The 19,043-nt window shown below is 42.8% G+C and carries 30 protein-coding genes; all 30 read left to right on the top strand.

Annotation, left to right across the window (positions count from 1 at the left end):
* Window positions 1-2: 2 nt before the first annotated feature.
* The 30 genes from rpsC (at window position 3) to dxs (ending at window position 18,444) form a co-directional block, all read left to right on the top strand.
* Complete coding sequence (gene rpsC, locus GY065_RS11995; protein ID WP_037394614.1) at window positions 3-707, top strand: 30S ribosomal protein S3; 705 nt, start codon at window positions 3-5, stop codon at window positions 705-707.
* Window positions 691-1,107 (top strand): 50S ribosomal protein L16, encoded by a 417-nt coding sequence (gene rplP, locus GY065_RS11990; protein ID WP_037394618.1) that lies wholly within the window; start codon window positions 691-693, stop codon window positions 1,105-1,107. The genes rpsC and rplP overlap by 17 nt, the downstream gene beginning before the upstream one ends.
* Window positions 1,107-1,298 (top strand): 50S ribosomal protein L29, encoded by a 192-nt coding sequence (gene rpmC / locus GY065_RS11985; RefSeq protein ID WP_025331702.1) that lies wholly within the window; start codon window positions 1,107-1,109, stop codon window positions 1,296-1,298. The genes rplP and rpmC overlap by 1 nt, the downstream gene beginning before the upstream one ends.
* Entirely contained in the window at window positions 1,298-1,561 is a 264-nt protein-coding gene (gene rpsQ / locus GY065_RS11980; protein WP_025331701.1) for a 30S ribosomal protein S17, read from the top strand. The genes rpmC and rpsQ overlap by 1 nt, the downstream gene beginning before the upstream one ends.
* Before the next feature lie 232 nt (window positions 1,562-1,793).
* On the top strand, window positions 1,794-2,162 hold the full coding sequence (gene rplN, locus GY065_RS11975) for a 50S ribosomal protein L14 (protein ID WP_025331700.1): 369 nt from the start codon (window positions 1,794-1,796) through the stop codon (window positions 2,160-2,162).
* A gap of 11 nt (window positions 2,163-2,173) precedes the next feature.
* The gene (gene rplX / locus GY065_RS11970) at window positions 2,174-2,497 is read left to right on the top strand and encodes a 50S ribosomal protein L24 (RefSeq protein WP_025331699.1); all 324 of its coding nucleotides are present in this window, start codon (window positions 2,174-2,176) and stop codon (window positions 2,495-2,497) included.
* 10 nt (window positions 2,498-2,507) lie between these two features.
* On the top strand, window positions 2,508-3,047 hold the full coding sequence (rplE, locus tag GY065_RS11965; protein ID WP_025331698.1) for a 50S ribosomal protein L5: 540 nt from the start codon (window positions 2,508-2,510) through the stop codon (window positions 3,045-3,047).
* Between the two features lie 2 nt (window positions 3,048-3,049).
* Window positions 3,050-3,355 carry a 30S ribosomal protein S14 gene (rpsN, locus tag GY065_RS11960; protein ID WP_025331697.1) on the top strand — a complete coding sequence of 102 codons (306 nt, stop codon included), beginning with the start codon at window positions 3,050-3,052 and terminating at the stop codon, window positions 3,353-3,355.
* Between the two features lie 14 nt (window positions 3,356-3,369).
* Entirely contained in the window at window positions 3,370-3,762 is a 393-nt protein-coding gene (gene rpsH, locus GY065_RS11955; protein WP_037474546.1) for a 30S ribosomal protein S8, read from the top strand.
* A gap of 9 nt (window positions 3,763-3,771) precedes the next feature.
* Window positions 3,772-4,305, top strand: a complete 534-nt coding sequence (gene rplF, locus GY065_RS11950) for a 50S ribosomal protein L6 (RefSeq protein WP_037474543.1) — start codon at window positions 3,772-3,774, stop codon at window positions 4,303-4,305.
* A 13-nt stretch (window positions 4,306-4,318) separates the two neighbouring features.
* Window positions 4,319-4,672 (top strand): 50S ribosomal protein L18, encoded by a 354-nt coding sequence (gene rplR, locus GY065_RS11945; protein ID WP_025331694.1) that lies wholly within the window; start codon window positions 4,319-4,321, stop codon window positions 4,670-4,672.
* Between the two features lie 19 nt (window positions 4,673-4,691).
* On the top strand, window positions 4,692-5,210 hold the full coding sequence (gene rpsE, locus GY065_RS11940; protein ID WP_025331693.1) for a 30S ribosomal protein S5: 519 nt from the start codon (window positions 4,692-4,694) through the stop codon (window positions 5,208-5,210).
* The gene (gene rpmD / locus GY065_RS11935) at window positions 5,203-5,388 is read left to right on the top strand and encodes a 50S ribosomal protein L30 (RefSeq protein ID WP_025331692.1); all 186 of its coding nucleotides are present in this window, start codon (window positions 5,203-5,205) and stop codon (window positions 5,386-5,388) included. The genes rpsE and rpmD overlap by 8 nt, the downstream gene beginning before the upstream one ends.
* A 1-nt stretch (window position 5,389) precedes the next feature.
* Window positions 5,390-5,824: a 50S ribosomal protein L15 gene (gene rplO / locus GY065_RS11930; RefSeq protein ID WP_037474011.1), complete on the top strand. Its 435-nt coding sequence runs from the start codon at window positions 5,390-5,392 to the stop codon at window positions 5,822-5,824.
* A gap of 13 nt (window positions 5,825-5,837) precedes the next feature.
* Window positions 5,838-7,154, top strand: a complete 1,317-nt coding sequence (gene secY, locus GY065_RS11925) for a preprotein translocase subunit SecY (protein WP_100116885.1) — start codon at window positions 5,838-5,840, stop codon at window positions 7,152-7,154.
* Window positions 7,155-7,159: 5 nt separating this feature from the next.
* Window positions 7,160-7,378, top strand: coding sequence for a translation initiation factor IF-1 (gene infA / locus GY065_RS11920; RefSeq protein WP_003684714.1), 219 nt, complete (start codon window positions 7,160-7,162; stop codon window positions 7,376-7,378).
* 18 nt (window positions 7,379-7,396) lie between these two features.
* The gene (rpmJ, locus tag GY065_RS11915; protein ID WP_003697674.1) at window positions 7,397-7,510 is read left to right on the top strand and encodes a 50S ribosomal protein L36; all 114 of its coding nucleotides are present in this window, start codon (window positions 7,397-7,399) and stop codon (window positions 7,508-7,510) included.
* Between the two features lie 57 nt (window positions 7,511-7,567).
* Entirely contained in the window at window positions 7,568-7,930 is a 363-nt protein-coding gene (rpsM, locus tag GY065_RS11910; RefSeq protein WP_037475048.1) for a 30S ribosomal protein S13, read from the top strand.
* A gap of 16 nt (window positions 7,931-7,946) precedes the next feature.
* Window positions 7,947-8,339: a 30S ribosomal protein S11 gene (rpsK, locus tag GY065_RS11905; protein ID WP_025331688.1), complete on the top strand. Its 393-nt coding sequence runs from the start codon at window positions 7,947-7,949 to the stop codon at window positions 8,337-8,339.
* 15 nt (window positions 8,340-8,354) lie between these two features.
* Complete coding sequence (rpsD, locus tag GY065_RS11900) at window positions 8,355-8,975, top strand: 30S ribosomal protein S4 (RefSeq protein ID WP_037475045.1); 621 nt, start codon at window positions 8,355-8,357, stop codon at window positions 8,973-8,975.
* Between the two features lie 24 nt (window positions 8,976-8,999).
* Window positions 9,000-9,986, top strand: coding sequence for a DNA-directed RNA polymerase subunit alpha (gene rpoA / locus GY065_RS11895; protein ID WP_025331686.1), 987 nt, complete (start codon window positions 9,000-9,002; stop codon window positions 9,984-9,986).
* Window positions 9,987-10,004: 18 nt separating this feature from the next.
* Window positions 10,005-10,388, top strand: a complete 384-nt coding sequence (gene rplQ / locus GY065_RS11890; protein WP_025331685.1) for a 50S ribosomal protein L17 — start codon at window positions 10,005-10,007, stop codon at window positions 10,386-10,388.
* A gap of 448 nt (window positions 10,389-10,836) precedes the next feature.
* Window positions 10,837-11,223, top strand: coding sequence for a hypothetical protein (locus tag GY065_RS11885; protein WP_174834261.1), 387 nt, complete (start codon window positions 10,837-10,839; stop codon window positions 11,221-11,223).
* Between the two features lie 14 nt (window positions 11,224-11,237).
* Window positions 11,238-12,566, top strand: a complete 1,329-nt coding sequence (gene miaB / locus GY065_RS11880) for a tRNA (N6-isopentenyl adenosine(37)-C2)-methylthiotransferase MiaB (protein WP_037394635.1) — start codon at window positions 11,238-11,240, stop codon at window positions 12,564-12,566.
* A 204-nt stretch (window positions 12,567-12,770) separates the two neighbouring features.
* Window positions 12,771-14,084, top strand: a complete 1,314-nt coding sequence (locus GY065_RS11875; protein WP_174834260.1) for an NCS2 family permease — start codon at window positions 12,771-12,773, stop codon at window positions 14,082-14,084.
* 125 nt (window positions 14,085-14,209) lie between these two features.
* The gene (locus GY065_RS11870; RefSeq protein WP_025331681.1) at window positions 14,210-14,773 is read left to right on the top strand and encodes a carbonic anhydrase; all 564 of its coding nucleotides are present in this window, start codon (window positions 14,210-14,212) and stop codon (window positions 14,771-14,773) included.
* Complete coding sequence (gene nadD / locus GY065_RS11865) at window positions 14,770-15,405, top strand: nicotinate (nicotinamide) nucleotide adenylyltransferase (RefSeq protein WP_037394640.1); 636 nt, start codon at window positions 14,770-14,772, stop codon at window positions 15,403-15,405. The genes GY065_RS11870 and nadD overlap by 4 nt, the downstream gene beginning before the upstream one ends.
* 62 nt (window positions 15,406-15,467) lie before the next feature.
* Window positions 15,468-15,857, top strand: coding sequence for a ribosome silencing factor (rsfS, locus tag GY065_RS11860; protein ID WP_025331679.1), 390 nt, complete (start codon window positions 15,468-15,470; stop codon window positions 15,855-15,857).
* Window positions 15,858-15,889: 32 nt separating this feature from the next.
* Complete coding sequence (gene rlmH / locus GY065_RS11855; RefSeq protein ID WP_174832401.1) at window positions 15,890-16,360, top strand: 23S rRNA (pseudouridine(1915)-N(3))-methyltransferase RlmH; 471 nt, start codon at window positions 15,890-15,892, stop codon at window positions 16,358-16,360.
* A 206-nt stretch (window positions 16,361-16,566) separates the two neighbouring features.
* Complete coding sequence (gene dxs, locus GY065_RS11850; protein ID WP_174834259.1) at window positions 16,567-18,444, top strand: 1-deoxy-D-xylulose-5-phosphate synthase; 1,878 nt, start codon at window positions 16,567-16,569, stop codon at window positions 18,442-18,444.
* Window positions 18,445-19,043: the final 599 nt, after the last annotated feature.

The raw sequence follows: 19,043 nt of genomic DNA, 5'->3' as shown, positions 1-19,043 counted from the left end.
CGATGGGACAAAAAATTAACCCTACAGGCTTTCGCCTGGCAGTGAATAAAGATTGGTCTTCCAAGTGGTTTGCCAAAAGCGGCGACTTTTCCAAAGTGCTGAAAGAAGATATCGACGTACGTCATTTTTTACGCAAACGTCTTGCAAATGCTTCTGTAGGTCGCGTGGTAATTGAACGCCCGGCAAAATCTGCACGTATTACTATTTACAGTGCCCGTCCTGGTATTGTAATCGGTAAAAAAGGTGAAGACATTGAAGTATTAAAACGTGATTTGCAGAAAATCATGGGCGTGCCGGTGCATGTAAACATCGAAGAAATCCGTAAACCGGAAATCGATGCGCAAATTATTGCGGACAATATTGCCGGACAACTGGAAAAACGCGTTATGTTCCGTCGTGCCATGAAACGCGCTATGCAGAATGCTATGCGCGTTGGCGCTAAAGGCATCAAAATTATGTCTTCAGGTCGTCTGAACGGTATCGAAATTGCGCGTACCGAATGGTATCGTGAAGGTCGTGTGCCTTTACATACCCTGCGTGCCAATGTTGACTACGCTACTAGCGAAGCCAAAACTACATATGGCATTATCGGTATCAAAGTCTGGGTTTACAAAGGTGAACTGACACCAGGTGAAATTCAGGCTAAGCCGGAACAGGACAAGAAACACAGCAGAAAGGCAGGTGGTCGAAATGCTGCAGCCAACTAGAATGAAATACCGCAAACAGCAAAAAGGCCGCAACACCGGTATTGCTACTCGTGGCAATAAAGTTAGCTTTGGTGATTTTGGTCTGAAAGCTGTGGGTCGCGGTCGTTTGACTGCACGCCAGATTGAGGCAGCACGTCGTGCAATGACCCGTCATATTAAACGTGGCGGTCGTATCTGGATTCGCGTATTCCCGGATAAACCTATTACTGAAAAACCAATTCAGGTTCGTATGGGTGGCGGTAAAGGTAATGTGGAATATTACATTGCTGAAATCCAGCCGGGCAAAATGCTCTACGAAATGGACGGTGTTGATGAAACATTGGCTCGTCAGGCTTTTGAACTGGCTGCAGCCAAATTGCCGATTCAGACTGTATTTGTTAAACGCCAGGTAGGTCAATAATGAAAACCAGTGAATTGAAAGACAAATCTGTTGAGCAGTTAAACGAAGAACTGGTTGGTCTGTTGAAAGCGCAGTTTGGTTTGCGTATGCAGCACGCCACCGGCCAGCTGGGTAAAAACAGTGAGCTGAAAAAAGTGCGTCGTAATATTGCTCGTGTAAAAACCATTTTGCATCAGAAGGATGGTGAATAATGACTGAAGCTAAAAACGTACGTACTTTGCAGGGCAAAGTCGTGAGCGACAAAATGGATAAAACTGTAACAGTATTGGTGGAACGTAAAGTGAAACACCCGCTGTATGGTAAAGTAATCCGTCGTTCTACTAAAATCCATGCGCACGATGAGCAAAACCAATACGGTATTGGTGACGTTGTTGTCATTTCCGAGGGTCGCCCGTTGTCAAAAACCAAAAGCTGGGTTGTAACTGAGCTGATTGAAAAAGCACGTAATGTGTAATTAACACAACAATGTGCTGCAATTAGGGAACGAAGTCTTGCGACAATCAGATATTGTCTGTAAACTTCGTTCCTTAACTTTCAGTTTCTTGAAAGTCTCCGGCAGTCGCCGGAACTCTCCCTTCGGGACCCAAGACTGGTTTACTAGAACCGTTAATGGTTTCAGACAGCTATTAAGTGGTAACAGGCTGACTGAAAGCGGTAAATTAAGTTGGATTTTTAAAGGTAATAACATGATTCAAATGCAGACCATCTTAGATGTGGCTGACAACTCTGGTGCGCGTCGCGTAATGTGCATCAAAGTATTAGGTGGATCTAAGCGTCGCTACGCATCTGTAGGCGACATTATTAAAGTGGCCGTAAAAGACGCAGCTCCCCGTGGTCGCGTTAAAAAGGGCGATGTATATAACGCTGTGGTAGTACGTACAGCTAAAGGTGTACGTCGTAATGACGGAGCACTGATCAAATTTGATAACAATGCAGCCGTGCTGTTGAATACCAAACTGGAACCAATTGGTACCCGTATTTTTGGCCCGGTAACCCGTGAGCTACGTACTGAGCGATTCATGAAAATCGTTTCATTGGCTCCTGAAGTACTGTAAGTGAGGTTGCAATGAAAAAGATTAAAACTGGTGATCAGGTGATCATTATTGCCGGTAAAGATAAGGGCAAACAGGGTAAAGTAGTGCGTGTTTTGGGTGATAAAGTGATTGTTGACGGCGTAAATCGTGTTAAACGTCACCAGAAACCTAACCCCATGCGTGGGATTGAAGGTGGTGTAATCACCAAAGATGCGCCATTGGCTATTTCCAATGTAGCGATTTTCAATCCGGAAACCCAAAAAGCTGACCGCGTAGGTATCAAAGTAGAAACTGTAGACGGCAAAGTAGTGCGTACCCGTGTATATAAATCTACCGGTGCCGCCGTGGGAGCCTAAGGAGTAATCAATGGCTCGTTTAAAAGACTTTTATAACACTACTGTTGTTCCTGAGTTGACCAAACAGTTCGGTTACAAATCTATCATGGAAGTACCGCGTATTGAAAAAATTACCCTCAACATGGGTGTTGGTGAAGCGGTTGCCGATAAAAAAGTAATGGAACATGCAGTTGGTGATCTGGAAAAAATTGCTGGTCAGAAACCAGTAGTAACTGTAGCACGCAAGTCAATTGCAGGCTTTAAAATCCGTGATAATTACCCTATTGGTTGCAAAGTAACTTTGCGCCGTGATCGTATGTATGAATTTCTGGATCGTCTGATTGCAATCGCTTTGCCGCGTGTACGTGACTTCCGCGGTGTAAATGGTAAATCATTCGACGGTCGTGGTAATTACAACATGGGCGTGCGTGAACAAATTATTTTCCCGGAAATTGAATACGATAAAATTGATGCTTTGCGTGGTTTGAATATTACTATTACCACTACTGCTAAAACTGATGCAGAAGCCAAAGCACTGCTGTCTCTGTTCAAATTTCCGTTTAAGGGTTAATTATGGCTAAGAAAGCACTTATTAATCGTGAGCTGAAGCGTGAAGCTTTGGCAAAAAAATATGCTGCAAAGCGCGAAGCCATTTTCGCCATCATCAATGACGCTAACGCGACTGATGAAGAACATTTTCAGGCACGTCTGAAACTGCAGGCTATTCCGCGTAATGCTGCTCCGATTCGTCAACGTCGTCGCTGCGCTTTGACCGGTCGTCCGCGTGGTAATTTCCGTAAATTCGGCTTGGCCCGTACTAAAATCCGTGAAATCGCCATGCGTGGTGAAATTCCGGGTGTCATCAAAGCCAGCTGGTAATAGGAGTATAAAATATGAGTATGCATGATCCTATTTCCGATATGTTGACCCGTATTCGCAACGCTCAGCGTGCGAATAAAGCTTCTGTAAGTATGCCTTCTTCAAAACTGAAAGTAGCAATTGCTAAAGTTTTGAAAGAAGAAGGTTACATAGAAGATTTCGCCGTATCTGCTGAAACCAAGGCGACATTGGAAATACAATTGAAATACTATGCTGGTCAGCCGGTAATTGAGCGCATTCAGCGCGTATCACGTCCTGGTCTGCGTGTGTATAAAGGTTCCAACGACATTCCTTCTGTAATGAATGGTTTGGGCGTTGTGATTGTGAGCACTTCTAAAGGTGTAATGACTGACCGTAAAGCCCGTGCTAATGGTATTGGCGGTGAGTTATTGTGCGTAGTTGCCTAAGGAGAAAACATGTCTCGAATTGCAAAACATCCGGTAGTGGTTCCGGCTGGCGTTGACGTAAAGTTTTCTCCAGAGGCTATCATTGTTAAAGGTAAAAACGGCGAATTGTCTCTACATCAGCACGCTGAAGTGAATGTAGCATTGAACGAAGGTCAGCTGGTTATTACCGCCAATGATAATAGTACAAAAGCAAATGCTTTATCCGGCACGGTTCGTGCTTTGTTGCACAATATGGTTGTGGGCGTGAGCAATGGTTTTGAGAAAAAGCTGCAACTGATTGGTGTGGGTTATCGCGCTCAGGCTGAGGGTAAAGTATTGAATCTTTCTTTAGGCTACTCTCATCCGATTAACTACGAATTGCCTGAAGGTATTACTGCTACTACTCCTTCTGCTACCGAAATAATTATTGCCGGAGCAGATAAACAGGTAGTAGGGCAGGTGGCCGCTGAAATTCGTGGATTCCGTCCGCCGGAACCTTATAAAGGTAAAGGTGTACGTTATGCGGATGAGCGTGTCGTTATTAAAGAAACCAAGAAAAAATAATTGAGGCTCACTGATGGATAAAAATGTAGCAAGACTGCGTCGAGCACGTAAAACCCGTGCCAAAATTGCAGCCCTGAACAAAGTGAGATTGTGCGTTTTCCGCACCAATAATCACATTTATGCCCAGGTTATTAGCGCTGAAGGTGACCGAGTACTGGCTCAGGCCTCTACTCTTGAAGCTGATGTACGTGCCAGCATTAAATATGGCAGCAATGTAGATGCTGCTGTTGTGGTTGGCAAACGCATTGCTGAAAAAGCCAAAGCAGCCGGCATTGATGCAGTGGCTTTTGACCGTTCTGGTTTTCAATACCATGGTCGCGTTAAAGCCTTGGCTGAGGCAGCCCGTGAAAACGGTTTGAGCTTCTAATAAACTGGAGACCAGAAATATGGCAAAACACGAAACTGAAGAACGCGGTGACGGCCTGATTGAAAAAATGGTTGCCGTAAACCGTGTGACCAAAGTGGTTAAGGGTGGCCGCATTATGGCCTTCTCGGCTTTAACTGTAGTAGGTGATGGCGATGGTCGCATCGGTATGGGCAAAGGTAAATCTAAAGAAGTACCTGTGGCTGTACAGAAAGCTATGGATCAAGCTCGCCGCAATATGATCAAAGTGCCTTTGAATGGACGTACTATTCATCACGAAGTAATTGGTCGTCATGGTGCAACCCGTGTATTCATGCAACCGGCTAAAGAAGGTAATGGTGTGAAAGCAGGTGGTCCAATGCGTCTGGTATTTGATGCAATGGGTATTCATAATATCTCTGCTAAAGTACATGGTTCAACCAATCCATACAATATTGTTCGCGCAACTCTAGACGGATTATCTAAACTGTATACACCGGCTGAGATTGCTGCTAAACGTGGCCTGACCGTAGAAGAAATTTTAGGAGCAGATCATGAGTGAGCAAAAAACCATACGCATTACTCTGGTTAAAAGCTTGATTGGCACTATTGCCGCTCATCGTGCCTGTGCACGCGGTTTAGGGTTACGTCACCGCGAGCACACTGTTGAAGTGCTTGATACCCCCGAAAATCGTGGCATGATCAACAAAATCAGCTACCTTTTGAAAGTGGAGAAGTAACATGCTTTTGAATACCATTCAACCTGCTGAAGGTGCTAAACACGCGGCCCGCCGCGTAGGCCGTGGCATTGGCAGCGGTTTAGGCAAAACCTGTGGCCGAGGCCATAAGGGTCAGAAAAGCCGTAAAGGTGGTTATCATAAAGTCGGCTTTGAAGGCGGTCAGATGCCTTTGCAGCGCCGTCTGCCGAAACGCGGCTTTAAATCCCTGACTGCTAATCTGAATGCTGAAGTGCGTTTAGATGAGCTAGCTAAAATTGCAGTTGATCAAATTGATGTTTTAGTACTGAAACAGGCCGGACTGGTGCCTGCTACTGCTCTGAATGTTAAAATTATTGCATCAGGCAGTATTGATAAGGCGGTAACTTTAAATGGTATTAAGGCCACCAAAGGTGCGCAACAGGCCATTGAAGCTGCCGGTGGTAAAGTAGCAGAATAAGGCAAGGACTCAAGTGGCTAATCCGCAATCCGCAACAGGACTTTCAAAGTTCGGTGATTTAAAAAATCGTCTGTTATTTTTACTTGGTGCGTTGGTTGTATTCCGCATCGGTTCACATATTCCAGTGCCCGGTGTGGATGGTGCTGCTTTGACCAAATTGTATGAAAGTGCCGGCGGAGGCATATTAAGTATGCTTAATATGTTCTCCGGTGGTTCTCTGCAACGGTTCAGTATTTTTGCAATAGGTATAATGCCTTATATTTCAGCGTCAATTATTATCCAACTGGCTTCTGAAATTATTCCTTCTTTGAAAGCATTAAAAAAAGAAGGTGAAGCTGGGCGTCGTACTTTAACTAAATATACCCGTTATGGCACTGTTTTGCTGGCAACTTTGCAAAGCTTCGCTGCCGCTGCATTCGTTTACCAGCAAAATGTAGTTGTTGCTGGTAAATTTGAATTTTACTTCTCGACTATGGTATGTCTGGTGACAGGAACCATGTTTCTGATGTGGTTAGGCGAGCAGATTACTGAGCGCGGTATAGGAAACGGCATTTCGCTGATTATTACTGCAGGTATTGCAGCCGGCTTGCCAGCCGGTGTTGGTCGTTTGCTGACGCTGACCAGCCAGGGATCCATTAGTTATCTGATGGCTGTTGCTCTGATTGTTGGTGCGTTAGCGCTGGTATATGCTGTTGTATATATTGAAAGTGCTCAGCGTAAGATACCTGTTCAGTATGCCAAACGCCAGGTAGGTAACCGCATTATGCAGGCGCAAAACTCTCATATGCCGTTTAAGCTGAATATGGCCGGGGTTATTCCGCCAATTTTCGCCTCCAGTATCATTTTGTTTCCTTCTACTCTGTTAAGTTGGTTTGGTTCAGCAAATCAGGATGGTTGGTTACAGAAACTGGCAACATTCCTACAACATGGTCAGCCTGTTTATATTTTGTTATTTGCAGCTACTATTATCTTCTTTTGTTATTTCTATACGGCTTTGGTGTTCAGTCCAAGGGAAATGGCAGAAAATCTGAAGAAAAGTGGTGCTTTCGTTCCCGGTATCCGGCCTGGGGAGCAAACCAGCCGTTATCTGGAGAAAGTTGTATTGCGTTTGACTTTTTGGGGCGCAATTTATATTGCTATCGTGTGCCTGATTCCGGAAGTACTGACTTCTGCGATGAATGTACCTTTCTACCTAGGTGGCACCTCACTACTTATTCTGGTGGTGGTGACCATGGATTTTAAAACGCAAATCGCTTCTTATGTAATGAGTAGTCAGTACGAACATCTGATGAAGCGCTCTGCGATGAAATCATTATCATCACGTCGTTAAGTATTATGGCTAAAGAAGATACCATACAAATGCAGGGTGAAATTCTTGAAACCCTGCCCAACGCAACTTTTAAAGTTAAACTTGAAAACGATCATGTCGTTTTAGGTCATATCTCCGGGAAAATGCGCATGCATTACATTCGTATTTCCCCTGGTGACAAAGTGACCGTGGAATTGACTCCGTACGATTTGACTCGTGCCCGCATCGTTTTCCGCGCCCGCTAAGAGTAGAAAGGAAATAATATGCGCGTTCAGCCATCGGTAAAGAAAATTTGCCGTAATTGTAAAATCATTCGTCGCAATCGTGTTGTGCGTGTGATTTGTACTGACCCTCGTCATAAACAACGTCAAGGCTAATTGGATAACCATAAGTCTTTGTGTTATAGTGACAGACTTTTGCCCTAAGGAAAAAATATGGCTCGTATTGCAGGGGTAAATATCCCTAACAATGCCCATATCGTAATTGGCCTTCAGGCTATTTATGGTATTGGTTCGTCTCGCGCTAAACTGATTTGCGAAGCTGCCGGCGTTGTGCCGAGCACTAAAGTAAAAGATTTAGACGAGACTCAGCTTGATGCTTTGCGTGAACAGATTGCCAAATACCATGTGGAAGGTGATCTGCGCCGTGAAGTAACCATGAACATCAAACGTCTGATGGACATGGGCTGTTATCGTGGTCTGCGTCATCGTCGTGGTTTACCGTGCCGTGGTCAGCGTACCCGTACCAATGCGCGTACGCGTAAAGGTCCGCGTAAAGCGATCGCAGGCAAGAAATAATTGATAAGGAATAATAATGGCTAAAGCAAACACAGCTCGTGTGCGCAAGAAAGTACGTAAATCCGTAAGTGAAGGTATTGTGCATGTACATGCATCTTTCAATAATACCATCATTACTATCACTGACCGTCAGGGCAATGCATTATCTTGGGCTACCTCTGGCGGTGCTGGTTTTAAAGGTTCACGTAAGAGCACACCATTTGCCGCTCAGGTTGCGGCAGAAGCAGCTGGTAAAGTTGCCCAAGAGTATGGCGTAAAAAATCTGGAAGTTCGCATTAAAGGGCCGGGTCCTGGTCGCGAATCTTCTGTGCGTGCGCTCAACGCTCTTGGTTTCAAGATTACCAGTATTACAGACGTTACTCCATTGCCACACAATGGTTGTCGGCCACCTAAAAAACGTCGTATCTAACAGGAGTATTTGAGTATGGCACGTTATACCGGCCCGAAATGTAAATTAGCCCGTCGTGAGGGCACAGATCTGTTTCTGAAGAGTGCACGTCGCTCTCTGGATTCAAAATGTAAACTTGACTCTGCTCCCGGCCAGCATGGCGCAAAAAAACCGCGTTTGTCCGGCTATGGTCTGCAATTACGTGAAAAACAGAAAATCCGCCGTATTTACGGTGTGTTAGAACGTCAGTTCCGCCGTTATTTTGCTGAAGCAGCCCGTCGTAAAGGTTCGACTGGTGAATTACTGCTTCAGTTATTGGAATCTCGTTTAGATAACGTGGTATACCGTATGGGTTTTGGCTCTACTCGTGCCGAAGCCCGTCAGTTGGTATCTCACAAAGCCATTACCGTGAACGGTCAGGTCGTAAACATCCCTTCTTTTCAGGTAAAAGCTGGTGATGTGGTTGCTGTTCGCGAAAAAGCCAAAAAACAGGTGCGAATTCAGGAAGCATTCAGCCTTGCCAGCCAGATCGGTTTACCAAGCTGGGTTTCTGTTGAAGAAAGCAAGCTGGAAGGTGTTTTCAAAAACATGCCAGATCGCACTGAATTGAGCGGCGATATTAATGAACAGCTGGTGGTAGAGTTTTACTCTAAATAAAGCTGGTTAAGTGAGGACAGTTAAATGCAAAACACATCCGAATTCTTGAAGCCACGTCAAATTGACGTTGACACCTTGTCTGCTACCCGTGCCAAAGTGTCTATGGAGCCTTTTGAACGTGGTTTCGGCCATACCTTGGGTAATGCTTTGCGTCGTATCTTACTGTCATCAATGAATGGTTATGCGTCGACAGAAGTAACGATTGAAGGCGTATTGCATGAATATTCTACACTTGATAGCGTTCAGGAGGATGTTGTTGATATTCTGCTGAACCTGAAAGGTGTAGTATTTAAAGTGCATGGCCGCACAGAAGTAACTTTAAGTCTGAAAAAATCAGGTGCCGGTGTTGTTACCGCAGCTGATATTGAGTTACCTCATGATGTCGAAATTGTTAACCCTGACCATGTTATCTGTCACCTGTCTGAAGGTGGTAGTATTAATATGGAAATTAAGGTTGAACAAGGCAGAGGCTATGAGTCTGTGTCAGGCCGTCGTAATAAAGACGACCACAAACGTATCGGCGCTATTCAACTAGATGCAAGCTTTTCGCCTATCAGTCGTGTCAGCTTTGAAGTAGAACCTGCTCGTGTTGAGCAGCGTACTGATTTAGATCGTCTGGTTTTGGATATAGAAACTAACGGTGCTATTGACCCTGAAGAAGCAGTTCGCAATGCGGCCTGTATTTTAATTGATCAAATGTCAATTTTTGCAGATTTACAGGGTACCCCAGTTACCGTAGTAGAAGAGAAAGAACCACCGATTGATCCGATTCTGCTTCGTCCAGTTGATGATCTGGAGTTGACCGTTCGTTCAGCAAACTGCTTGAAAGCTGAAGATATTTACTATATTGGCGATTTGATTCAACGCACAGAGACTGAATTGTTGAAAACCCCGAATCTGGGTAGAAAATCTCTGAACGAAATCAAGGAAGTCCTGGCTTCCAAAGGATTGACGTTGGGTTCAAAACTGGAAGCCTGGCCGCCGGCCAGTCTGGAAAAGCCACAAGTTTGATGATTAAAGGATAATGACATGCGTCATCGTAATGGTAACCGCAAATTAAATCGCACCAGTAGTCATCGCGCTGCTATGTTGCGTAATATGGCTAATTCTTTGTTAACTCACGAAACAATTGTAACTACTTTGCCGAAAGCAAAAGAGTTGCGTCGTGTAGCTGAACCATTGATTACTCTAGGTAAAAAGCCTTCATTGGCTAATCATCGTTTAGCTTTTAACCGTACACGTGATCGTGATGTTGTTGTTAAATTATTCAATGAGTTAGGCCCGCGCTTTGCTAATCGGAATGGTGGCTATCTGCGCATATTGAAGTATGGCTTCCGTAAAGGCGATAATGCTCCGCTGGCTCTGGTTGAGTTGGTTGAGAAAGCACCTGAATCTGAAGCTGTAGCTGAGTAATCAGGCTTCACGAACAAGCCAGCCATTAGGCTGGCTTGTTTCATTTTGATTTTTTGCTTTATGGTTTTGTGAATAGGTTGAAAATGCGTATTTATTTAGTAGTTATGATGTATTAATTCTGTATATATCTATAAATTTTAGTAGGTACGATTCACTATTTTATTCATTATTGAGTAAGTTTATTTTTTTGTTATGATGCCGGAAAATGTAGTTATTTTTAGGAATTAATCAATACATAAATAAAAAACTAATTTTCTGAACCGAATTTAAACTATTTGTTTAGTGTAAGTTTATTACTGTAATTCTATTTAAATGTATTTTTTGATTTAATAAGTTTGTATTTATTGTTTTAGCTTTTCAGAATCCTTTTTTTAAAAAGCTGCTGTTTATCTCTCTTCTGCGTATAATTATTGACTCTTAGCTGACTATTGTTATTCAAGGAGAAATCATGAAATATTTACGTTTATTATTGTTGAGCCTGATTTTTATGTCTTCTTCATTAGTATGGGCAGGCCGTGTTTTACCTAATGACATTCATATAGTTGTATTAAAAAAAACGGAAGGTCGACAGGTCGTGGTAGGCACAGCAACAAAGGCATGGTTACGTACTTTGAGCCTGGGTTTGGTTAAAGGTAATAAAACATTACTGTTAAGCAGAAATGTACGTATTCATGACAAAAATAACCGTTTTGTTACTTATAACAATTTATTTCGGTTTGTAGATGAAACGATAGCTGTACGCGTAGACAGAGCAAATCAGATTCAGGAAATCTGGGTACTGACTGATGAAGAGCAGGACGCATTAGTAAGACCTAATAATCCGCAGGTTGAATAATTATTGTAGGTGTTATGAAAAAAGTATTTATACGAACCTTTGGTTGTCAGATGAATGAATACGACAGTGAAAAAATGCTGTCTGTTCTGGCAGAAGGGCAACCTTTAGAACGAACTGACAGGGCTGAAGATGCAGATATTATTCTTTTTAATACCTGCTCGGTTCGGGAAAAGGCTCAGGAAAAAGTATTTTCAGATTTGGGTCGTATCCGACCTTTGAAAGTTAAAAATCCGGATTTAATTATCGGTGTCGGTGGTTGTGTGGCTTCACAAGAAGGTGAGGCGATTATTCAGCGCGCACCTTATGTGGATGTGGTTTTCGGTCCTCAGACTTTGCATCGTTTACCACAAATGATTCTCGATAAAGAAACCAGTGGTCTGTCACAGGTAGATATTTCTTTTCCGGAAATAGAAAAATTTGATCATTTACCGCCTGCACGTGTTGAAGGTGGAGCAGCGTTCGTATCTATTATGGAAGGCTGTTCCAAATATTGCAGTTTTTGTGTTGTACCCTACACGCGCGGAGAGGAATTTTCACGTCCACTTGACGATGTGCTTACTGAAATTGCCGGTCTGGCACAACAGGGTGTCAAAGAAATTAATCTGCTGGGACAAAACGTAAACGCCTATCGCGGCGATATGGGTGATGGTGAAATCTGTGATTTCGCAACGTTACTGCGCATAGTGCATGAGATACCCGGTATTGAACGCATGCGCTTTACGACCAGCCACCCGCGAGAATTTTCTGATGCAATCATTGAGTGTTATCGTGATTTACCTAAGCTGGTATCACATTTGCATCTTCCGGTACAGTCTGGTTCCGACCGTGTTTTAATGGCAATGAAACGTGGCTATACAGCTTTAGAGTATAAACATATTATCCGTAAGTTGCGGGCTATCCGGCCGGATTTATGTTTAAGTTCAGACTTTATTGTTGGCTTTCCGGGAGAAACTGAGCGTGAGTTTGAGCAAACTCTGAAGTTAGTACAAGACCTGGCTTTTGATTTAAGCTTTGTATTTATCTATAGTCCGCGTCCGGGAACACCGGCAGCAAATTTACCGGATGATACTCCCCATGCTGAAAAAGTACGTCGTCTGGAAGCATTAAATACAGTGATTGAAGCTGAGACAGCGCGTATTAATCAATCTATGCTTGGTAGTGTACAGCGCTGTCTTGTAGAAGGTGTATCTAAAAAAGATCCTGATCAGTTACAGGCGCGTACAGCAAATAACCGGGTAGTTAATTTTACGGGCCATCCTCGTCTGATTAATCAGATGGTAGAGCTGGAAATCACTGAGGCACATACTTTTTCTTTACGCGGGAAAATGGTTTTAGCCGATTAAATGATTAATCTTTCTAATAAGGGGAAACGCCGCATTAATCCATTTATCTGGATACCGGAACATGTACATTAATACAGTATAAAGGCTGTGCTTGTTGTCGGAATGTAATGCTATATTTATTTGTTTTTCGTCTGGTTATCAGTAAACATTTATTAATGATAACCGGTTTTGTCTGGCCTTTGTTCGGTATTAAAAGGAATTGGCATGAGCCCAGCGGGTACTTCTTTTCTGGATCGTTTTTTTAAAATTAAAGAAAGTGGCAGCAGTGTGCGCACTGAAGTGTTAGCCGGTCTGACTACTTTTCTGGCAATGAGCTATATTCTGGTAGTTAATCCTTCCATTCTTAAGGATGCCGGAATGGATTCTAATGCGGTATTTGTCGCTACCTGTATTTCTTCAGCTTTTGCCTGCATGATGATGGGATTGGTAGCCAATTATCCGATCGCACTCGCACCCGGTATGGGACTGAATGCTTATTTTACTTATACTGTTGTAAAAGGAATGGGTATCTCATGGCAGGTGGCACTGGGTGCAGTTTTTGTTTCCGGTATTGTTTTTATTATCTTAAGCCTGTTTAAGGTGCGCGAAGCGATTGTTAATTCACTACCAAATTCTCTCAAGTATTCTATTGGCGGCGGTATTGGTTTATTTCTGGCTCTGGTAGCGCTCAAAAGTGCCGAAGTAGTGGTATCTAATCCGACCACTCTGGTCAGTCTGGGTGATATTCATTCTCCTCAGGTGCTGCTGACGATCGTGGGCTTTTGTTTTATTGTTACTTTGGAGCATTTCCGCATACGTGGCGGAATTATTATCGGTATTTTGGTAATTACGGCTATTGCTTCAGTAGCAGGTCTTAATGAGTTTAAGGGAATATTTGCGCCGGTTCCCTCTCTGGCTCCGACCTTTTTACAGCTGGATTTTCATGATTTATTTAGTATGAGTCTGGTTAGCGTTATTTTTGTGTTTTTCTTTGTGGATTTATTTGACAGTACCGGTGTGCTGATTGGTGTTGCCGGACGCGCCGGTTTGTTGGTGGATGGCAAATTACCACGGGTAAAAAAAGCGTTGCTGGCCGATTCAACGGCAATTGTAGTCGGTGCCGGGCTGGGTACTTCTTCTACTACTGCTTATGTAGAGTCGGCAGCCGGAGCAGCTGCAGGCGGCCGTACAGGTCTGACAGCAGTGGTGGTTGGTCTTCTGATGCTGGCCAGTTTGTGGTTTTCCAAGCTTGCTGCCAGTGTACCGGCATATGCAACTGCGCCTGCTTTGTTATATGTGGGTGTACTGATGATGCGCAGTATGACGGAAATTGACTGGAAAGATGTATCGGAAGCTGCACCTGCATTTTTTACACTGATTTTTATGCCTTTCGCTTATTCAATTGCAGATGGTATTGCAATGGGTTTTATTAGTTATGCACTAATTAAACTGTTCTGTGGCAGAGTTAAAGAAGTTTCTTATATGGTGTGGATTATTGCTGTACTATGGGCTTTTAAATTGCTCTGGTTAGGTGCATAGACAGTTCGGTTTGTTAACAGGCAGCCGTTGGGCTGCCTGAATATTTTATGGTTTTTGTTCTTCAGGCTGATGTATCAATGTAATAAGATTCATGTAACGATTAAATAAATGCAGAGGGAGAAATTATGTCTTTAATCGATGAAATTATGGACTTTAATCAAAGATTTGTTGATGCAGAAGAGTATGAGCAATTTTTTACAGATAAATATCCGGAAAAAAATCTGGCGATTGTTTCCTGTATGGACGCACGGATTCTGGATTTATTACCCCGTGCTCTGGGATTGAAGAATGGAGATGCTAAGGTAATTCGTAACGCCGGTGCTTTAGTCACCCATCCCTGGGGTTCCGTGATGCGTTCATTACTAGTGGCTGTATTTGAAATGAATGTAACTGAAATTATGGTGATCGGGCATTATGATTGCGGCATGCAGGAATTACATGTGCCTGATATGCTTGACCGGATGCGCGCCCGGGGGATCAGCGATGAGCGCCTTGAAATTCTGGAAAATGCCGGCGTAGATTTCCATAAATGGTTAACTGATTTTGATTGTGTAGAAGATGCTATTATGCATTCGGTGAATATGATACGTAAGCATCCTCTGATGCCCAGTGAGATTAGGGTACATGGTCTAGTTATTCATCCGATTACCGGTAAGCTGAATATTGTGGTTAACGGAAATAAAGTATGAAACGTATCGGTTTGTTCGGCGGCACTTTTGATCCTCCGCATAATGGACATATTCATATTGCACAGGGTTTTGCGGATGAGTTAATGCTGGATAATGTTATTTTTATTCCGGCTGGTGATCCGTATCATAAACCGACGGTTGCCTGTACGCCGGCACTACAACGTCTTGCTATGGTGGAAAAGGCAATTAGTACAGACAAACGTTTTAGTGTATCTGATTGCGATGTACTACGTAATGGGCCTACATATACTATTGATACGGTATCTCTGTTTCATCAGGTATTTCCGCAGACTCAGTTATGGTGGTTGCTGGGAATGGATTCATTGTTGCAATTACCTCACTGGCATCGCTATCAGGCTCTGCTACAAAGTGTGAATCTGGCAATTGCTCAGCGCGGTCAACAGGGATTAACCGATTTGCCGGAATCATTGCAGCAATGGTTGCCAGATGCACTGGCTAAAAATATGACTGTACCGGATGGTAGTGATGGCGGACGTGCTGTTTTATTACAAACGTCATTTTTACCAGTCAGCTCAACTGATATTCGTGCAAAATGGTCATCAGGTCATCATGATGATGTTCCGGAGACTGTGGCTGAATATATCGACCATGAAGGTCTTTATCAGGCATAATTTATATTTATAGAGTATTTCTAAGCTGGAAATGCTTTTAACATAATAGGGTATTTTACTATATGGATGAAAATCTTATCGCTCAATGGGAAAATATGGTAGCCGTTAGCGTTAATGCACTTGAAGATATTAAAGGAAAAGATATTATTGTGCTGGATACTTCAGCACAAACTTCGCTGTTTTCACGCATGATTATTGCCAGTGGTGACAGTACACGTCAGGTAAAGGCTCTGGCCAATAATGTGGCTGTCGATTTGAAGGAGGCTGGTTATGAAATTATCAGCACTGAAGGTCTTGATAGCGGTGAATGGGCATTAGTTGATGCCGGTGATCTGGTTGTTCATGTTATGCAGCCGGCAGTACGCGATTATTATGATATTGAAGCTTTGTGGGGTGGTGAAAAACCTTCCTTTCATGCTGGGGCAGCTAAGCCATGGCAGGCTGCAGATTGATTTGTGCCGGATACTAATTTTACTGAAATTGAATGAATATTACTGTGCTGGCGGTAGGAACGAAAATGCCGCAATGGGTAGATTATGCTGTGACCGATTACAGTAAAAGATTTGGTCGTGAAATTCAGTTTCAGCTTAAAGAAATCAAGCCGGAAAAACGTGGTCCCGGAACTAGTACAGCGCAGGCAATGGCTGCAGAAGAGGCGCGTATTGTTGCAGCCATTCCTGCGCATAGTTACCTGATAGTTCTGGATGAGCGCGGAAAAGCACCAACTTCGATGGAACTCGCTGACTGGTTAAAAAAATGGCAGCATCAGGGTGATAATCTGTGTTTTGTTATTGGTGGTGCCGATGGTATGACTGATGGTTTAAAACAGCGAGCGAATTTGTTATTGCGGCTCTCCAGTCTTACTTTACCTCATGGTATGGTGCGGGTATTGCTGACAGAGCAGCTTTATCGTGCACAGTCGATTCTGAATAATCATCCATATCATCGTGAGTAATTCAATAGTGTGGATTGGTAATTTAAGATTGAATTGTTTTGATTGACTGAAATTATTTGGATGAATCCGGATAAAAATAATTTTTCGTCATATAATGAAATACCCCCGTGCAGGGGGTATGCTGGTATATAATTACTCTGCATTTATTTGACAGGTATTTGATCTGTCACCCGGATTAATAAATTAATAATAAGCAAAGTCTGATCATGAATCCTACACCACTGCTTGATACCATTGATTTACCGCAGGATGTTCGTCGTTTACAAAAAACACAGTTACCTGAGCTGGCCGATGAATTACGTGCCTATTTACTGGAATCAGTAAGTAAAACAGGTGGACACTTTGCCAGTAATCTCGGGGCAGTTGAGTTAACTGTTGCTTTGCATTATGTATATCAGACGCCATATGACCATCTGATTTGGGATGTAGGGCATCAGAGTTATCCGCATAAAATTCTGACCGGACGTAAGCAACGCATGAGTACAATGCGTCAATGCGGAGGTCTGGCCGGTTTTCCTAAACGAAGCGAGTCTAAATACGACGTGTTTGGCGTCGGTCATTCCTCTACTTCGATTGGTGCTGCTCTGGGTATGGCTGTTGCTGATAAATTACAGCATAAAACCAATCGTAGTGTGGCTATTATTGGTGACGGGGCAATGACGGCTGGGCAGGCATTTGAAGCGTTGAATAATGCCGGAGATATGGACATAGATTTGCTGGTTATTCTCAACGATAACGAAATGTCTATTTCACCTAATGTGGGAGCTTTACCCAAATATTTAGCGAAAAATCCTTTGCATGATGTAAAAGACTTAGTGAAATCTATCAAGCACAAATCAGAAAAAGTGCTGAGTCTGGTTCCGGGTGCTCTGGATGTGGCTCAGCGGGTAGAAAATAAAATTAAGGGGCTGATTGAAGAAAGCACCAGCTCTGAAACTTTATCATTATTTGATAATTTTGGATTTACCTATTCCGGTCCGGTTGACGGGCATGATGTGATTCAGCTGGTAGATGTATTGCAGGAAATGCGCAGCCGTAAAGGGCCGCAATTGTTGCATATTATTACTAAAAAAGGGCATGGCTATAAACTGGCAGAAAATGATCCAGTTGCATTCCATGCTGTCAGTGCATTTGATCCTCAGCAGGGTTTGTATTCATCTGCCGGGGCTGCTAAACCCACTTATACACAGATTTTTAGTCAGTGGATAATCGATCAGGCCGCAGCAGACAATAAATTACTGGCCATTACTCCGGCAATGCGTGAAGGCAGTGGTCTGGTAGAGTTTGAGAAGCTTTATCCTGAACGTTATTTTGATGTAGGTATTGCAGAACAGCATGCGGTTACTTTTGCTGCCGGACTTGCCTGTGAGCAGATGAAGCCGGTTGTAGCAATTTATTCAACTTTTCTGCAACGTGCTTACGATCAGCTGATTCATGATGTGGCATTACAGAATTTGCCGGTTTTGTTTGCTATTGATCGCGGCGGAATTGTCGGTGCAGATGGTCCGACACATGCGGGTGTCTATGATTTAAGCTATTTGCGCTGTGTACCCAATCTGGTAATTGCTGTTCCTAGTGATGAACGCGAATGCCGTTTACTATTATCAAGCTGCTATCAGCTTAATCAGCCGGCAGCTGTGCGTTATCCGCGTGGTACGGGTACCGGTATCGAAGCGGGATCAGATTTGTCCACAGTAGCAATTGGTAAGGGAGTAGTACGCCGCAAAGGAAGTAAAATTGCTTTGGTAGCGTTTGGTAGTATGGTACAACCGGCACTGACTGTAGCTAATGCTATTGATGCTACAGTAGCAGATATGCGTTTTGTCAAACCACTGGATACAGAGTTATTAGTACAGCTGGCAGCAGAACATGATTATATAGTTACGCTTGAAGAAAACAGTAAAATTGGCGGTGCAGGAAGTGCTGTGCTTGAAGCGCTGGTACAGCATAATCTGACTAAACCTGTTTTGACACTCGGAATTCCTGATATTGTTACTGAACATGGTGATACAGCACGATTGTTAGCGCAAATGGGATTAAGTGCAGAAAAAATTCAGCAACAAATTCTTCAATGGATAGAATAATTGTTATCTGAATAGTATCCGGCAGCTTAATAGAGTTTTTTATCTTAATAAAACTTTATTAAGCTGCTCTTTTAGTATGATGGACTGTATTTGTAGCTTTCAATATCTTCCTGCCAGTTAACTGTACCTAAGATCATTTAACTTCACACAAAATAAAATAAATATTGCCAGCAAGCTTTAAAATCACTTTAAATATCACCTGTAATCTGCTTGTGGTTATTTGACCAACAAGTCGACAGGCTGTTTTATATCTTCTTATCCAAGTGCTGACATTTTGACATAGTCGCTTTATTACAGCAGAGATAAATATAAATAGATAGCATAAAATTTATTATATTCTGGCCTGTTGGTTAGTATTTTACACATAATTGATTAATCGGTATTTAACCGATGCAGCAAATATCTATTTCGAACATCTGAAAGCAAGTCGCGGAATACAAACTGAGCTATAGTATTATCTGGCTAAAACTATTTTATATTTAAGAAATAATTTTTTTAAATTAATCAATGTACTAGATTAATAATATTATTTATATTTGGAGTGAGTGCCTAAAAAATGTACAATATTTAGATATTTATTCTTCTTTCTCCGTTTGATT

Origin of the sequence: Snodgrassella sp. ESL0323 (assembly GCF_013346865.1) — a bacterium.
Classification (GTDB): Bacteria; Pseudomonadota; Gammaproteobacteria; order Burkholderiales; family Neisseriaceae; genus Snodgrassella; species Snodgrassella alvi.
Note: the sequence above shows the minus strand (reverse complement) of the source record. Positions and strands in the feature narration are given on the sequence as shown.

Coding starts and splice junctions, on each gene's coding strand:
- rpsC (WP_037394614.1), top strand. CDS start 3: ATGGGACAAAAAATTAACCCTACAGGCTTTCGCCTGGCAGTGAATAAA.
- rplP (WP_037394618.1), top strand. CDS start 691: ATGCTGCAGCCAACTAGAATGAAATACCGCAAACAGCAAAAAGGCCGC.
- rpmC (WP_025331702.1), top strand. CDS start 1,107: ATGAAAACCAGTGAATTGAAAGACAAATCTGTTGAGCAGTTAAACGAA.
- rpsQ (WP_025331701.1), top strand. CDS start 1,298: ATGACTGAAGCTAAAAACGTACGTACTTTGCAGGGCAAAGTCGTGAGC.
- rplN (WP_025331700.1), top strand. CDS start 1,794: ATGATTCAAATGCAGACCATCTTAGATGTGGCTGACAACTCTGGTGCG.
- rplX (WP_025331699.1), top strand. CDS start 2,174: ATGAAAAAGATTAAAACTGGTGATCAGGTGATCATTATTGCCGGTAAA.
- rplE (WP_025331698.1), top strand. CDS start 2,508: ATGGCTCGTTTAAAAGACTTTTATAACACTACTGTTGTTCCTGAGTTG.
- rpsN (WP_025331697.1), top strand. CDS start 3,050: ATGGCTAAGAAAGCACTTATTAATCGTGAGCTGAAGCGTGAAGCTTTG.
- rpsH (WP_037474546.1), top strand. CDS start 3,370: ATGAGTATGCATGATCCTATTTCCGATATGTTGACCCGTATTCGCAAC.
- rplF (WP_037474543.1), top strand. CDS start 3,772: ATGTCTCGAATTGCAAAACATCCGGTAGTGGTTCCGGCTGGCGTTGAC.
- rplR (WP_025331694.1), top strand. CDS start 4,319: ATGGATAAAAATGTAGCAAGACTGCGTCGAGCACGTAAAACCCGTGCC.
- rpsE (WP_025331693.1), top strand. CDS start 4,692: ATGGCAAAACACGAAACTGAAGAACGCGGTGACGGCCTGATTGAAAAA.
- rpmD (WP_025331692.1), top strand. CDS start 5,203: ATGAGTGAGCAAAAAACCATACGCATTACTCTGGTTAAAAGCTTGATT.
- rplO (WP_037474011.1), top strand. CDS start 5,390: ATGCTTTTGAATACCATTCAACCTGCTGAAGGTGCTAAACACGCGGCC.
- infA (WP_003684714.1), top strand. CDS start 7,160: ATGGCTAAAGAAGATACCATACAAATGCAGGGTGAAATTCTTGAAACC.
- rpmJ (WP_003697674.1), top strand. CDS start 7,397: ATGCGCGTTCAGCCATCGGTAAAGAAAATTTGCCGTAATTGTAAAATC.
- rpsM (WP_037475048.1), top strand. CDS start 7,568: ATGGCTCGTATTGCAGGGGTAAATATCCCTAACAATGCCCATATCGTA.
- rpsK (WP_025331688.1), top strand. CDS start 7,947: ATGGCTAAAGCAAACACAGCTCGTGTGCGCAAGAAAGTACGTAAATCC.
- rpsD (WP_037475045.1), top strand. CDS start 8,355: ATGGCACGTTATACCGGCCCGAAATGTAAATTAGCCCGTCGTGAGGGC.
- rpoA (WP_025331686.1), top strand. CDS start 9,000: ATGCAAAACACATCCGAATTCTTGAAGCCACGTCAAATTGACGTTGAC.
- rplQ (WP_025331685.1), top strand. CDS start 10,005: ATGCGTCATCGTAATGGTAACCGCAAATTAAATCGCACCAGTAGTCAT.
- GY065_RS11885 (WP_174834261.1), top strand. CDS start 10,837: ATGAAATATTTACGTTTATTATTGTTGAGCCTGATTTTTATGTCTTCT.
- miaB (WP_037394635.1), top strand. CDS start 11,238: ATGAAAAAAGTATTTATACGAACCTTTGGTTGTCAGATGAATGAATAC.
- GY065_RS11875 (WP_174834260.1), top strand. CDS start 12,771: ATGAGCCCAGCGGGTACTTCTTTTCTGGATCGTTTTTTTAAAATTAAA.
- GY065_RS11870 (WP_025331681.1), top strand. CDS start 14,210: ATGTCTTTAATCGATGAAATTATGGACTTTAATCAAAGATTTGTTGAT.
- nadD (WP_037394640.1), top strand. CDS start 14,770: ATGAAACGTATCGGTTTGTTCGGCGGCACTTTTGATCCTCCGCATAAT.
- rsfS (WP_025331679.1), top strand. CDS start 15,468: ATGGATGAAAATCTTATCGCTCAATGGGAAAATATGGTAGCCGTTAGC.
- rlmH (WP_174832401.1), top strand. CDS start 15,890: ATGAATATTACTGTGCTGGCGGTAGGAACGAAAATGCCGCAATGGGTA.
- dxs (WP_174834259.1), top strand. CDS start 16,567: ATGAATCCTACACCACTGCTTGATACCATTGATTTACCGCAGGATGTT.